Here is a 13,341-nt window from a genome sequence, read left to right on the forward strand (position 1 = left end):
CCGAAGCGTGCGCGGAGCGCGGTGGACTCGCCTGGAGCGTGGGGTCCTGGCGGATGGACTAGTTACCGGAGGCGGTTCCGCCAAACGGTCCGTCGCCGTCGATGCCCTCGTCGCCATGTTGCATGAGGAACTGCTCCAGCTCGGCGCCCAACTCGTCGCCGGTCGGAAGCGGACCCTCGGCCGGCGCGAGGGAGTTCTGGGATTCGCGTGCCGACAGGATTTCGTCGTAGTTCTTTTCAAGGCCCTCGACCATTTGGCCGATCTCGGCGTTCCCGGAAACCTGGACCTGGAGCGCCGCATCGAACTTCCGTTGCTCGGTTTCCAGTTCGCCGACGGCGATGTCGAGACCGGAGATTCGGTTGACATCCTCTACGAGGCGGATCGCCGCCGCCGGGTATTCGGACTGAGAGAGGTAATGCGGTACGTGCGCGGTGAAGCCCATCGTCGAAAAGCCTTGCTCGGCGAGCTTGACCTCGAGCAGCGCGTCCGCGCTGCCGGGGATCTTGAATTCGCCCGGCCACGTCGAGAAGCCCTCGAGAAGCTCGATCTCCCGGGAATGTGCGCTCGAGCGGATCGGGCGGGTATGCGGCACATTAAGGGGCATCGAGCCGAGACCGATCGCAAGCTTGACACCGAATTCGGCGGACAGGTGCGTGACCGCGGCGGCGAATGCCTCCCACTTCATGTCCGGTTCGAACCCGGACAGCAGTAGGAAGGTGTGATCTTCCGGCGTGGTAATCGCGTGTAGCGAGAGCTGCGGCTCGTCGTACCCGACGAAATGGTCGTACGAGTAGGTCATCGCCGGCCGACGGGAGCGGTAGTCCACGAGCTCGTCCGGATTGAACTTCGCGATCAATTCCGAATGGTTGTGTTCGCGAATATGGTCCGTCACCTGGCGCACGGCGCGTCCGGCGTCAGAAAAACCTTCCAAACCGTGCACGAGGATCGGGCCCCGACCTGCCACATCGGACAGCGACGGGGTGGGGAAGACCAGTTCGTAAAGCTTCTCCGAAGAGCTCATGGGCTGATGTCCTAACTGTCTAATTTCTGCGGTTCCGCGGCGACGGGCTAAGAACCCCGACGCGACTAAAGCGGACTACCTAGTCCAACGACGCAGCTGGAGGAATAATTCCACCTCCACGCGGAAACATTTCCCGCAGCCTTCGGGAGCCGGACCGCCCGCCGAAGCCGTCGTAGAGGGTGCGAACACTGTGGAATCACCGGCTAGACGAGAAAAGGGATGCGACTCACCATGCACAAGCGAAAGAAATCGGCGAAGCGGAACACGAGTAAGGCGCGACCCCGGTTCGAGCGGCCGACACTGACGATATCCAGGCCTGGGAACCTCATTTCCGAGATTCCGGGGATCATACAATTCACGCCCGAGGCGCCCAGCGTGGTGATTGTGGGCAGTATCCGCGGCGGTGTCGACGGGACCCCGGTCATGAGGATCGATATCCCTCTCGACGTGCTCTACGGCGCGCATCTACACCAGCATGAACCCGAGGCGCGGGATGTCGACGAGGTGTGCTCGTACGCGGCACGCGACTACCTGGAGGACAGGCTCGACGACTCGACCATCCCGTTGCCGGAGGTCCTCGAACGGGACGCGGAGGAGGCAGGGGAGTACGCGGCCCAGGTAGCAACATTATTGTCGAGCCAGAATTTGGATCGTGTGTGCGTCGTCGTTCTCCTGCCCGATGCGTGCTCGCCGGGATCTCTCGGGTGGGATGTGTCGGACACCTTTATGCAGTATCTGGAAACGGCCGCGGGACTCGCCGGAACGGAATTGACGGTCGTATTGCTCGCGGAGGAGATTCGCGCGGGTGCGCCATGGCGGCCAGGTCGAGGGTCGGCGGACGAGCTCGGGGTCCAGGAAGACCCGCGAGCCGGAAAGCTCGCCGCGGAGACAGTCGCCACCGGAATTCCGATCTACTCGAGCCGTCGCGCTATCGAGCAGGTATATGACCGCATCGAAGCTGGAGAAGACATTATGGCCGAGCCGGTGGAATCGGCCTACGGGTTCGGATTCACCACGTCAGATCTGGACGGATATGCAGAGCGGTTGCGCGAAATCGCCCGTCTGCCCAGACCCTTCGGACAGGACGAGCTCAATGAGGCGGGGTCGATCCTGGGGTCGGCAGAGATCTGCTCCCACCTACTGACGCAGATGGTCGCCGGCCAGTACGCGAACGCGCTCCACGAGCATTTCGAGGTTGACGTCGACGACGCCGATTATCTCGGGGCCGAACCGGGAGATCTCGACGTGCTGATGGAGATCTCCCGGCGCGGCAGCGACCGGGCGAGAGGAGGGGCGCTACTGCTGAACGGTACGAGCCACTATCTCCGCGGTAGCGGGATCCATGCCGTCGTATGCTTCGAAGCCGCGCTTCGGACGGGCTTCATGCCCTACTTCAACAGGCTGATCCTGTCGCTGCTCCAGAGAGGAACTTCACCGGAGAAGGTGTGCGCGATTCTCGCCGAGCTGATGGATGTCGACGACCAGGTCCCGGCGTAGCCCGGCGCTACCTGTGCGCCGAGTGCGCTCTGTCGCCCAATGCGCGGAGGAACTCCCACGCATCCTCGACAACGGTAGTGAGATCGGTCCGCGACGGTTGCCAGCCAAGCACCGATTTAGCCTGTTCGGACGAGGCTACGAGTGTGGCGGGATCCCCGGCTCGTCTCGGTGAGACCTGCGCGGGAATCTCGTGGCCGGTGACGGTGCGGCACACGTCGATCACCTGTTGTACCGAGAATCCCTCGCCACTTCCGAGGTTGAATATTCTGTGCTCACCGGCTGCGTTGCTCTCGAGCGCGAGCACGTGTGCGTCCGCCAGGTCGCCGACGTGGATGTAGTCGCGCGCGCAGGTGCCGTCCGTCGTCGGCCAGTCATCGCCGAAGACGAAGATTTTCTCGCGATGCCCTGCTGCGACCTGGAGAACCAGTGGGATGAGGTGGGTCTCGACGACGCGATTCTCCCCGAAACCGAGGTGGGCGCCGGCGACGTTGAAGTAACGCAGGCTGGTCGCGGCGAAGCCATAGGCGACGCAGTAAGAAGTGATCGCCATGTCGATGGCGAGTTTCGTCGCTCCGTAGGTGTTCGTCGGGCGGGTCGGCATGTCCTCGGTAATGGGAACTTGCTCGGGCTCGCCGTAGGTGGCGGCAGTCGAGGAGAACACAATGTTCTTCACGTCCGCCTCGCGCATCGCGTCGAGCAGCGCCAGCGTGGAAACCACGTTGCCGTGCCAGTATTCGGCGGGCTGTTCCACGGACTCACCAACGAGCGAGCGGGCCGCACAGTGGATCACCGCATCCACGCCCTCCAGCGCTCGGGCCGAGTCACTGATGAGGTCGCCTTCGATGAAGGTGGCTTCTGGCGGGACTCCGTCGCGGTTCCCGGTCGACAAGTCGTCGAGGACGACTACTTCGTGTCCACGGGAGATCAGCTCCGCTGCGCAGCAGCTACCGACGTAGCCGGCCCCGCCGGTTACGAGAACCCTCACTCGGTGACCTCGATACGGATGGCGTGCGCCTTATCCTGATCGATTTCGATGGTTCCCTTGTCGGTTGTCAACGTCACCGTGTGTCCGATGCGCTTGACCTTGGCGGGGAAGCCCGGGGAGACATCAAGCTCGCAGATGGTGTGGAAGAAATCCGAGTCTGACTGCACCTGCTCACCGAGAGCATGGATACGGACGTCCATCTCCTGGCCCATCGGGATCTCTGCCAGACGGGGAAAAGTGTTCTTCTCGGCCTCGACATCGATGCCGAGCCCGTCGAGACCCGGGATCGGGTTGCCATACGGGGAAATAGTCGGCTTGTTGAGAACGTTGACAAGGCGGCGCTCGACATCCTCGCTGATGACGTGCTCCCAGCGGCACGCCTCGTCATGGACCTTCTCGAGCTCGAGACCGATGACATCGACGAGCAGGCGCTCGGCGAGACGGTGCTTGCGCATGACGTTGACAGCAGTCTCGCGGCCCTTGGCCGTGAGCTCAAGATGCCGGTCGGAGGCGACGAACACCAATCCGTCACGCTCCATGCGGGCGATGGTCTGGCTGACCGTGGGGCCGCTCTGCTCCAGACGCTCCGCAATACGAGCCCGCAGAGGGACAATGCCCTCTTCCTCGAGCTCAAAAATAGTGCGTAAGTACATTTCGGTGGTGTCCACCAGGTCCTTCACACTTGCTCCTTTCGAGAAACCACGCCGGCGCCACCGCTTCACACAGGTAACAACGACCCGAAATGGAAAAAGTCGTAGTCTGCCGAAGTAGTTTGATCTACTTCGTCGAACACCGTCATCTTAGCTACTTATTCCCACAGTGTTCGGACCTCGGAGATTCCGAGTTGTCCCTCATGTTTGCCCGTTGCGAACTAGAGTTACGAAGGTCACTCGAAGTGAGATGTCGAATGGAACTGGGGCAGGGTGGATGCCGCAGGTGGGGAGGGGTGCTAGTGGCCAGGGGACAAGGGGATTCTCTGCCGGCGTCGGTCGTGTGGAGTCCGGAGCTGCTCAAGTACAAGCACTCGCAGGACCATCCTATGAGCCCGCACCGACTGGCGTTGACGATGTCGCTGGCGACGTCGCTCGGCGTGCTCGACGGAGTCGAAATTCTTGCCCCGGGCGAAGCCACCGAACAGGACTTGCTGCGAATTCACGCCATAAGGTACGTCGATGCGGTCAAGAGTGCGTCGACCATGGAACCGGGCGAGCACTCCGGCTTGCCTCATGGGCTTGGTACCGCAGATAATCCCACGTTCCCGCACATGCATGAGGCGAGCGCGGCGATTGCCGGAAGCACCCTCACGGCAGCGCGGGAAGTGGCGTCAGGACGGATGAAGAGAGCGATTTCCGTTGCGGGCGGCATGCACCATGCGATGCGCAACGCCGCGGCCGGGTTCTGCGTGTATAACGACTGCGCCATTGCCATTCATTGGCTTCTAGAACAGGGGTTGAAGAAAATCGCGTACGTCGACGTCGACGTACACCACGGCGACGGAGTCCAGGCCGCGTTCTATGACGATCCCCGCGTGATGACGGTGTCGCTGCACCAGCACCCGGCGACACTGTGGCCGATGACAGGATGGTCGTCGGAAATCGGCGACGGAGCTAGCGAGGGGACCGTCGTCAACCTTCCGCTGCTGCCCGGAACCACGGACTCGCAGTGGATGCGCGGCTTTCACGCGATAGTCCCCGGCGCGCTTCGTGCGTTCGAACCGGAGATCATCGTGCTCCAGGGAGGCTGCGACAGCCATCGGGAGGACATGATCGCCGACCTGTCGCTTACCGTCGACGGGCACCGCGCCTCCTACCGAGAAGTGCGCGCGCTGGCCGATGAACTGTGCGACGGCAAGATCATCGCCGTGGGCGGCGGCGGGTACGAACTCACCCGCGTCGTCCCACGTTCGTGGACTCATCTCATCGCAACAATGCTTGATCGCGACGTCCCGACTGACACCGAAATACCCACGCAGTGGCGCGACCTCGCGGCGGAGGTCGCGCCTCCATCGAAGGTGCCCACCACCATGGGTGACGGCGGAGACACCTCATTCTCCCGGTGGGAGCTCGGACCCGGCGCTGCGGTAGCGATGGCCGACGATCGGTCGATGGCACGCTTGGACCAAGCCATACTCGATACGAGGAGGGCAGCGTTCCCGCCACTGGGGCTGGACCCCGACGACCCTCGAGACTAGTGCGATCGAAATTCGAGCCAGCCCACCGTTCGGAGGAATAGACGATGGCAAACGAACCCGCCGCCGACAATGAGATCGAGGCTGCGCCCGGAAACGAACCCCCGCGCGAATCCCCTGCGAATCTCCCGCCCGAGGGTTACCGCGCGGACTGGGCGGCCGACGTTCTCGGTTCCGATGGTCGCGCCGTGCGCATCCGCCCCGTGCTCCCCTCGGACGCAGAGGAACTTCAGAGGTTCCACTCGACGCTGAGCGAGCGCACGAGATATCTGCGATATTTCGGTTCGCACAATGTCCTCGGTGACAGCGAGCTCGAGCGAATGACCCGTATCGACTACGTCAACCGTATGGCGTTCGTCGCTCTCCTCGGCAGTGAGATCATCGGCATGGCCGTGTACGAGGGCCAAGAGGGTTCGCCCATCGCCGAGGTCGCGTTCACGATCTCCGACGATCATCAAGGACGCGGGCTCGGGTCGATCTTCCTCGAGCATCTCGCCGGCGCCGCGGCCGAGAGCGGGATACGCCGCTTCGAGGCCGAGGTGCTCTCGGAGAACCGGCAGATGATTCAGGTATTCCGGCGCGCCGGATACGACGTATCTCGCAGCTTCGACGGCTCGGCGATCCACCTCGAGTTCGACATCGACCCCAGCGATGCGCTCACCTCGGTGCGGAACTCTCGGGAAGCCGCCGCGGAGGCTCGCAGCGTCGCCCGAGTCCTGAATCCGAGCTCGATCGCCGTCATCGGTGCATCCGATCAACCGAGCAAACTCGGCCATGCGGTCCTGAAGAATCTGGTCGACACGGGCTTCGAGGGGCCTGTGTATCCGGTGAACTCCGATGCCCGCTCGATCCTGTCCATCCGCGCATACCCAGCGCTGAGCGACATCCCGGACCCGGTCGACCTCGCCGTCGTCGCAGTGCCCGCCGGCTCGATGCAGCAGGTTCTCGAGGACTGCCTCGCCAAGGGCGTGTCGACACTCGTGGTGATCTCTGCCGGGTTTTCCGATGTCGGTGGGGAGGGCATCGTTTCCGAGCGCAAGCTCGTCGCCGAGGCGCGCGCGCACGGAATGCGCGTGGTGGGCCCCAACGCGCTCGGCGTCATCAATAACGATCCGTCCATCCGGCTCAACTCCACACTCGCCAACCGCATCCCGGCGCCGGGAAAAATCGGGTTCTTCTGCCAGTCCGGTGCGCTGGGCATCGCGATTCTCGATTCCGCGATGCGGAGAGGGCTCGGTTTGTCGACATTCGTCTCCGCCGGAAACCGTGCTGATCTGTCGGGCAACGACCTGCTCCAATTCTGGGACACCGAAGTCGATACCGAGGTCGTCCTGCTGTACCTCGAATCGTTCGGTAACCCACGCAAGTTCTCGCGCATCGCCCGGAGGGTGGCGCGCAATAAGCCCGTCGTCGTGGTGCACCGATCGTCCGACGCCGCTGCGGGGCAGTTCGCTGACATCTCGCCACAGGCGGCGAACGAGCTCTACAACGATATAGGCCTGATCCCGGTGACCTCGCTGCCGGAAATGTTCGACATCGCGGCGCTACTCGCATATCAGCCCCTGCCCGAGGGGCCACGATTGGCGATCGTCGCGAACTCCACCGCGGTATCCAACCTCGGCGCGGACGCCGCGGAGGGAGAAGGCCTCCAGGTCGTCAATTCGGTGGACCTCGGCGCCGCCGCCGCACCGGAAGAGTTCTCCCGTGCGGTGGCCGAAGCGGTGCAGGATGACGGCGTCGATGCAGTGCTTGCGGTGTTCGTACCTCCCGTCCAACGCAACGTCGAAGCGTACGCGGAAGCGATCCGCGAGGCGGCTCGGGAGTCGACGAAGCCGGTGGCAAGTACCTTCCTCGCCGTCGAGGGACTGCCGGAGGGGCTCACGGTCCGAGATGAGCGGGGGCAACCACTGCGCGGCTCGATTCCCTCGTACGGGTACCCCGAGCGCGCGATTTCCGCGCTGAGCCGTGCGCTTACATATCAGCGGTGGCTCTCGCGCCCCGCCGAAGAGCCCATGGAGGTGTCCGACGTGGACATCTCGAGGGCGAGGGAGCTCGTCGATTCGATCTGGACCCGCAGGGCCGCCAGCGGCGACATCAAGCTGTCACAGGGACAGACTCGACAGTTACTCAAATGCTTCGGCATCAACATCGTCGAGTATCGCGTTGTCCAGAATGCCGAACAGGCAACATATGCGGCAGAGGAAATCGGGTACCCAGTCGCGATCAAGGCGATGAGCGAAAAGTGGCGCAGGCGTAGCGATATGTCCGGAGTGCGACTGGACATCGGCGATCCGGAATCCGTGCGGAGGGCGTTCGAGGAATTGGATTCCTCGGCGGGGCGCAGCGGACCGATACACGTGCAGAAGATGGCGCCTCGTGGAACCGGCGTGACTATGAAGGTGGGGGACCACCCGATTTTCGGCTCTCTCATTTCGTTCGGCCTTTCGGGAATGATCACTCAAATGCTCGGCGATCGCGCGTACTCTGCTCTGCCGCTGACGCCCTCGCAAGCGGATGAGCTTTTGCACCGACCGGCCGCGGCCCCGATCCTTGACGGCATCTCAGGAGAGGCGCCGGCGAACAAGAAGAAAATCGTCGAACTCATGGTGCGACTTTCCGTGCTCGCGGAGGAGATTCCGGAGATGCGCCTTGCGTTGGTGGAACCCGCGCTGGCCGGGGCCACCGAGGCAGCCGTACTCTATGCAGAAATCCTGCTCGGTCCTGCTCCTCGGCGGGGGAACGAGGTTGGGCCCAGAAGGCTTCGCTAGAACTGGGCATCCAGATCTGGACCTTTGTTCAAAATATTGTCCCGAATATGAGCAATTTCGAGATTTCGGTGTGGCGAACAGCACATAATCTGTTTATGAGAAACCGCAACACGTTCTTAGATTTCCGTCGCCGGTCCGTCCGGGGACTTTGCGCGATCGCCGCGGGTGCCGGGCTGATTGCCACCTCGGTACCCGCTGCCGTCGCCGATCCGTTCGCTCCTGCCCGCGACGCCTTGGCCGAGGGGAGCGTAGAGTTCGGCTCGTCCGGGCTCGCCCCCAGCGTCCAAAACGGCGACACTGACCCCTTCTATGAGACCGAGGGGCTCGCCGCAGGTGCGCCGGGCGAGGTGCTCCGCACCCTTCAGGCGCCGTATGCGCCCGTGTTCAACGGCCTCGACTTCAGCGTTCCCGATACGGCCGAGAAGATTATGTATTCGACGACGGATACGCACGGCCGTTCAGTGCCCGTCAGTGGATATGTCGTCGAGCCCACTGTGCCTTGGACGGGCGCAGGGGAGCGGCCGACCGTCGTTATCGGTCGTGGCACGATCGGGCAGGGCGATCAATGCGCGCCCTCGCGCAACTGGCCGCTCGATAATCAGCCCGACCCGCTGCAATCAGGTAGGAAGGTTGCGCTCGAAGGGCTTTACGACTGGGTGTTCGCCACGGCTGGGGTGCGGGTGGTCGTCACCGACTACATCGGGATGGGCACGCCGGGTATCCACACCTACATGAACCGGGCCGAACAGGCCCATGCGATGCTCGATGCGGCTCGGGCTGCGCGCAATCTCGTCGGAGAGCGCGGCGGCCAGTTCGGCAAGGTCGCGTTCTACGGGCACTCCCAGGGCGGTGGCGCTTCGGCCTCGGCCGCGGAGTCGGCCTCGGAGTATGCGCCGGACCTCAATGTTGCCGGGACGTATTCGTCCGCGCCTCCGGCCGATCTCAATGCGGTGCAGCGGCACATCGACGGTTCGGATCTCACCGGCGCCATCGGCTTCACGATCAACGGACTCGTCGATCGATATCCGGATCTCGAGACCGACCTTGCGGCGAACTTGTCGCCAGCCGGGTACGACGCGCTCGACGAATTGTCGACGATGTGCACCGATGAGATCAACGACGCATACGGAGGGCGCACGACGGCAGAGTGGACCCTCTCGGGACAGAAGCTCGATGAGCTGCTGGACGAAATCCCGGCGGGTAGGGCCGCGATGGAAGAGCAGCGCTTGGGCGAACGTGCACCGGAAGCCCCGTCGATGATTGTCGCAGGGCCCCACGACCCGACCGTCGATTACCAGCAGTCGAAAGACCTGGCCGGCCTGTGGTGCAGTGCGGGCGCGAACGTGGTCTACCGCGACGACTTCATGCCCCCGATCGGGGATTACAACCACTTCATCCAGGCGGCCTCAGGCGCGCCTTTCGGTGTCGGCTTCCTGCTAGACCGGTTCAACGGGCTACCAGTTGCCGGGGGATGCCACTAGCGGCGAGATAGAAAAACGCCGGGGCAGGAGTGCTTTCGAAGCATTCCCACCCCGGCGTCATCCATTGGTGGTTCGTTACCGACGCCCAGTTCAGGGCGCCGGACGTCTTGGTTACGAGGCGTAAGAGCGCAGGCGCTCCGCACGGTCTCCGTCGCGGAGCTTGGCCATAACCTCGCGCTCGATCTGGCGCACCCGCTCGCGGGAAAGCCCAAAGCGGCGGCCGATCTGGTCGAGAGTGCGGGGCTGGCCGTCGTCGAGGCCGAAGCGCATCGTGATGACCTGCTGCTCGCGCTCCTCGAGGGTCGAGAGAACCTCGCGCACGTCCGAGTGCATCACATGGGTGACGACGGTGTTCTCTGCGCTGATCGCCTCGGCGTCCTCGATGAAATCCCCGAGAGGCGCCTCCTCGTCTGCGCCGACGGGCATATCGAGGCTGACCGGGTCGCGGGAGTGGTCGAGCAGCTCCTCGATCTTGTTCGCGGCAATGCCCGACTCCTCGGCGAGCTCCTCGAACGTCGCCTCGCGGCCGAGCTGCTGGTGCATCTCACGCTTGATCCGTGCGAGCTTGTTGACCTGCTCGACGAGGTGAACAGGGAGCCTAATGGTGCGGGACTGGTCGGCCATACCGCGAGTGATCGCTTGCCGGATCCACCACGTCGCGTAGGTCGAGAACTTGAAGCCCTTGGCGTAATCGAACTTCTCCATAGCGCGGATGAGGCCGAGGTTGCCCTCCTGAATCAGGTCGAGGAGCGGCATGCCGCGGCCGGTGTAGCGCTTTGCCAGCGAAACCACGAGGCGGAGGTTTGCTTCGAGAAGATGCGCGCGAGCGGACTGCCCCTCGGCGACGATCGTCTTGAGGTCGGCACGACGCTGCGGGCTGATGCGCTTCTTCGTGTCGAGGATGTGCTGCGCGTAGAGGCCGACTTCGATTGCCTTGGAGAGCGTGACCTCGTCCTCTGCGTTGAGGAGTGCCGTCTTGCCGATTCCATTGAGGTAAACGCGAACCAGGTCCGCTGAGGGGCCCTGTCCTTCTGCTTCAAATTCCTTACGGGCGTCCTGGCGGGTGGTGGCTGACGTCATTACTCCTCCTATGGCGCGCGCCGCTGGCTGCGGCCGCCGACCTGCAAGCAGACAAACTTGCCTATTGTTTTCCCGGCTCGGCCGGTTGTTTGTGAATAACCGAGAAGGTCTTCAAAGAGTCCAACGAGATCTGGTCCCGCTTTGTTCCCGATTGGCCTCAATTCAATACCCTCAACCTTCTTTACGCGAGTAGTAGGCGCTGAGAAGTGACTGAGAGGTGTGTCTCATTTCGGGCACGCTCGCCGTGCGGGAGTCGACGAAGTTACGCCGAGGTTTCCACGAGCACAGTAAACGGTCCATCGTTTACTGATTCGACACACATGTGCGCCCCGAAAACGCCAGTGGAAACGGAAAGTGAACGCTTGCGTAACTCCTCGACGAGGGAGTTGAAAAGGGGCTCGGCTTCGGCGCTCGGAGCCGCCTGCTGCCAGGAGGGCCGGCGCCCCTTTCGGGTGTCCCCGTAGAGCGTGAATTGGCTGACCAGAAGCACGGGGGCGCCGATGTCCGAGGCTGAAACCTCGGCGGGGCCGTCCGCCTCGTCGGCGGCGAGGATGCGGAGCTCGGCGATCTTTCGCGCCATGGTGGCGACGTCCGCTCGATTGTCATCGACGGAAATGCCGACGAGTCCCAGGAGTCCCGGCCCGGGAAGCTCGCCGACAACCTCGCCAGAGACGAGGACGCGAGCGGAGGACACCCGCGTGAGCACTGCTTTCATTTTGCCTCCCCTAAGTTCTACGAGCTGGAACGCCTGTCGTGGGCCGGCCACCTCTCCTCGAGGCACATCCCTTCGGCATTGCGAGGCACGACGATGCCGTGGCGGAAAAGGTCGACGATTATCGACCGGATCTCCGAGCCGGCGGTCTGCTCGTCGAGTCCGCGGGACAGCGCGGCGAGCTGGACGATCTCCGCCAACGGCAGGCCACCCTGCTCGATGCCGCGTAGGACCGAAGCGATCGTCGCATCGACCTCGTGTCGCCAACGGGGACCGGAGGCCCGCTCGACAACGAACCACGAGTCCGACTCGCCCGGCGCAGGGCCGACCCCTGCGCGGCCGGATGCGCTGCCGAGACGCTGCGATTCATATATGACGACGGACGGTGCGATCTCGAAGACGCAGTCGTCCACGTCTGCCTCGTCGCAGTCGCGAAGCCAGTCGGCGCGCGCGAAGTGGGCGAGCGCCTCGGCGCCCAGGCCCGGATCGAACGGGTGGGTGAGTTCCTCGCAGACGACCTCCGAGGGGCCGTCGATGGCCTGCAGATAGATGTAGCCGAAGCCAAGGCCCGCGACGTTTTCGGTGGCGAAGTGGTCGAGCCAGCGCGCAGCGGAGTCCCGGAACTCCGGGGTCCGCGGGTCGGCGCCCTCGTCGGTGAGCCACGTCCACACGTAGTGCTCGGGGCCGGAGATGTCGCGGAGTAACACCCAGGCACTGACCCCCTCGGCGGGAATCCAGTCGGCGAGGCGCGAGCGCCAGTCCTCGCCTTCTTGCAATACCCACGAGCCGAGTAGCGTCGCGACGCCTCCGGGCGCTAGATGTTCGGACGCCTGCTCGGTGACGAGTTTGGTCGCGCCATCGAGGTGGAGGCCGGATTCGCGGTAGGAGTGCCCGATCTCCGGGGTGCCGATGACGAAAGGCGGGTTCGCGACGATGCGGTCGAAGGTTTCGCCTTCTACGGGGGAGAACCACGAGCCGTTGCGCAGGTCGACGTCGAGTTCGTTGATCGCAGCTGTTGCCGCGGCGAAATCGAGGCATCGCGGGGTGATGTCGGTGCCCACGCGGCGCTCGGAGTCCTGGGCGAGAAGCTGGATTCCACACCCGGTGCCGAGGTCGAGTACGGAACGAGTGCGCCCGGGTGGCGTGATGCCGAGGAGCGACAAGCTCGCCTGGCCGACACCGAGCACGTGGTCGGGTCTGGTTTCGACGCGCACCATGGATCCGTCGCGGTCGGAAATGACCCACTGGGCGCCGCTTCCGGTGTCCACGGGGCGGAGATCAACGCCGGCGTGGAGCACATCGGTGCCGGCGACGTCATCCAGCAATCCGGAGCGTATGGCGAGATCGATGTCGAGTTCGGGAAGCAGGTCCGCGATCTTTTCGCGCGACAGCGCCTCGCCGAGGACGAACAGGCGCAGCAGTTCCCCGCGTGGGCCGGCATCGGAGGCGAGTCTCGCCGTGGACGCGGCGTCGGACCGGCCCAAAGCGGCAACCCCGGCATCGCCGAGCGCGGCGGCGAGCCCGTCGACTGTGTAGTCGTGCTGCAGGAACGCATCGCGAAGGGCTGGGGCCACAGAGGCGAGGAGCGTGGTGTCGGTGGTCATGGGGC

General features: G+C 63.9%; 10 protein-coding genes. 4 read left to right on the forward strand and 6 right to left on the reverse strand.

Translation table 11 applies throughout. From position 1 onward, the window contains the following. Positions 1 to 58: 58 nt before the first annotated feature. The gene (locus tag BJL86_RS07635; protein ID WP_067471628.1) at positions 59 to 1,021 is read right to left on the reverse strand and encodes a proteasome assembly chaperone family protein; all 963 of its coding nucleotides are present in this window, start codon (positions 1,019 to 1,021) and stop codon (positions 59 to 61) included. 231 nt (positions 1,022 to 1,252) lie between these two features. Between BJL86_RS07635 and BJL86_RS07640 the strand changes: the two genes are divergently transcribed. After that, complete coding sequence (locus BJL86_RS07640; protein ID WP_197487514.1) at positions 1,253 to 2,518, forward strand: DUF4192 domain-containing protein; 1,266 nt, start codon at positions 1,253 to 1,255, stop codon at positions 2,516 to 2,518. A 7-nt stretch (positions 2,519 to 2,525) separates the two neighbouring features. Here the strand turns inward: BJL86_RS07640 and galE are convergent, their stop codons facing one another. Together galE and BJL86_RS07650 are read right to left on the reverse strand one after the other, a co-directional pair. Next, positions 2,526 to 3,503, reverse strand: a complete 978-nt coding sequence (galE, locus tag BJL86_RS07645; protein WP_067471624.1) for a UDP-glucose 4-epimerase GalE — start codon at positions 3,501 to 3,503, stop codon at positions 2,526 to 2,528. Next, positions 3,500 to 4,183: a metal-dependent transcriptional regulator gene (locus BJL86_RS07650; protein WP_067471621.1), complete on the reverse strand. Its 684-nt coding sequence runs from the start codon at positions 4,181 to 4,183 to the stop codon at positions 3,500 to 3,502. The genes galE and BJL86_RS07650 overlap by 4 nt, the downstream gene beginning before the upstream one ends. A 359-nt stretch (positions 4,184 to 4,542) precedes the next feature. Here BJL86_RS07650 and BJL86_RS07655 point away from each other — a divergent pair, with 359 nt between their 5' ends. The 3 genes from BJL86_RS07655 to BJL86_RS07665 all read left to right on the forward strand — a co-directional run bounded on the left by BJL86_RS07655 (position 4,543) and on the right by BJL86_RS07665 (position 9,940). Next, entirely contained in the window at positions 4,543 to 5,694 is a 1,152-nt protein-coding gene (locus BJL86_RS07655; RefSeq protein WP_335672058.1) for an acetoin utilization protein AcuC, read from the forward strand. Positions 5,695 to 5,738: 44 nt separating this feature from the next. Next, a complete protein-coding gene (locus BJL86_RS07660; protein ID WP_082908320.1) occupies positions 5,739 to 8,459 on the forward strand; it encodes a bifunctional acetate--CoA ligase family protein/GNAT family N-acetyltransferase in 2,721 nt (906 codons plus the stop codon). Between the two features lie 95 nt (positions 8,460 to 8,554). Further along, on the forward strand, positions 8,555 to 9,940 hold the full coding sequence (locus BJL86_RS07665; protein ID WP_075844902.1) for an alpha/beta fold hydrolase: 1,386 nt from the start codon (positions 8,555 to 8,557) through the stop codon (positions 9,938 to 9,940). 111 nt (positions 9,941 to 10,051) lie between these two features. Here the strand turns inward: BJL86_RS07665 and BJL86_RS07670 are convergent, their stop codons facing one another. From BJL86_RS07670 to BJL86_RS07680, 3 genes are all read right to left on the reverse strand, one after another. After that, the gene (locus BJL86_RS07670) at positions 10,052 to 11,020 is read right to left on the reverse strand and encodes a sigma-70 family RNA polymerase sigma factor (protein ID WP_067471612.1); all 969 of its coding nucleotides are present in this window, start codon (positions 11,018 to 11,020) and stop codon (positions 10,052 to 10,054) included. Between the two features lie 262 nt (positions 11,021 to 11,282). Then, positions 11,283 to 11,735, reverse strand: coding sequence for a D-aminoacyl-tRNA deacylase (gene dtd / locus BJL86_RS07675; protein ID WP_067471609.1), 453 nt, complete (start codon positions 11,733 to 11,735; stop codon positions 11,283 to 11,285). Positions 11,736 to 11,752: 17 nt separating this feature from the next. After that, positions 11,753 to 13,336, reverse strand: coding sequence for a DUF7782 domain-containing protein (locus BJL86_RS07680; protein ID WP_067471606.1), 1,584 nt, complete (start codon positions 13,334 to 13,336; stop codon positions 11,753 to 11,755). Between the last annotated feature and the right edge of the window lie 5 nt (positions 13,337 to 13,341).

The organism is Dietzia timorensis (assembly GCF_001659785.1).
Lineage (GTDB): Bacteria > Actinomycetota > Actinomycetes > Mycobacteriales > Mycobacteriaceae > Dietzia > Dietzia timorensis.

Coding starts and splice junctions, on each gene's coding strand:
- BJL86_RS07635 (WP_067471628.1), bottom strand. CDS start 1,021: ATGAGCTCTTCGGAGAAGCTTTACGAACTGGTCTTCCCCACCCCGTCG.
- BJL86_RS07640 (WP_197487514.1), top strand. CDS start 1,253: ATGCACAAGCGAAAGAAATCGGCGAAGCGGAACACGAGTAAGGCGCGA.
- BJL86_RS07655 (WP_335672058.1), top strand. CDS start 4,543: ATGAGCCCGCACCGACTGGCGTTGACGATGTCGCTGGCGACGTCGCTC.
- BJL86_RS07660 (WP_082908320.1), top strand. CDS start 5,739: ATGGCAAACGAACCCGCCGCCGACAATGAGATCGAGGCTGCGCCCGGA.
- BJL86_RS07665 (WP_075844902.1), top strand. CDS start 8,555: ATGAGAAACCGCAACACGTTCTTAGATTTCCGTCGCCGGTCCGTCCGG.
- BJL86_RS07670 (WP_067471612.1), bottom strand. CDS start 11,020: ATGACGTCAGCCACCACCCGCCAGGACGCCCGTAAGGAATTTGAAGCA.
- dtd (WP_067471609.1), bottom strand. CDS start 11,735: ATGAAAGCAGTGCTCACGCGGGTGTCCTCCGCTCGCGTCCTCGTCTCT.
- BJL86_RS07680 (WP_067471606.1), bottom strand. CDS start 13,336: ATGACCACCGACACCACGCTCCTCGCCTCTGTGGCCCCAGCCCTTCGC.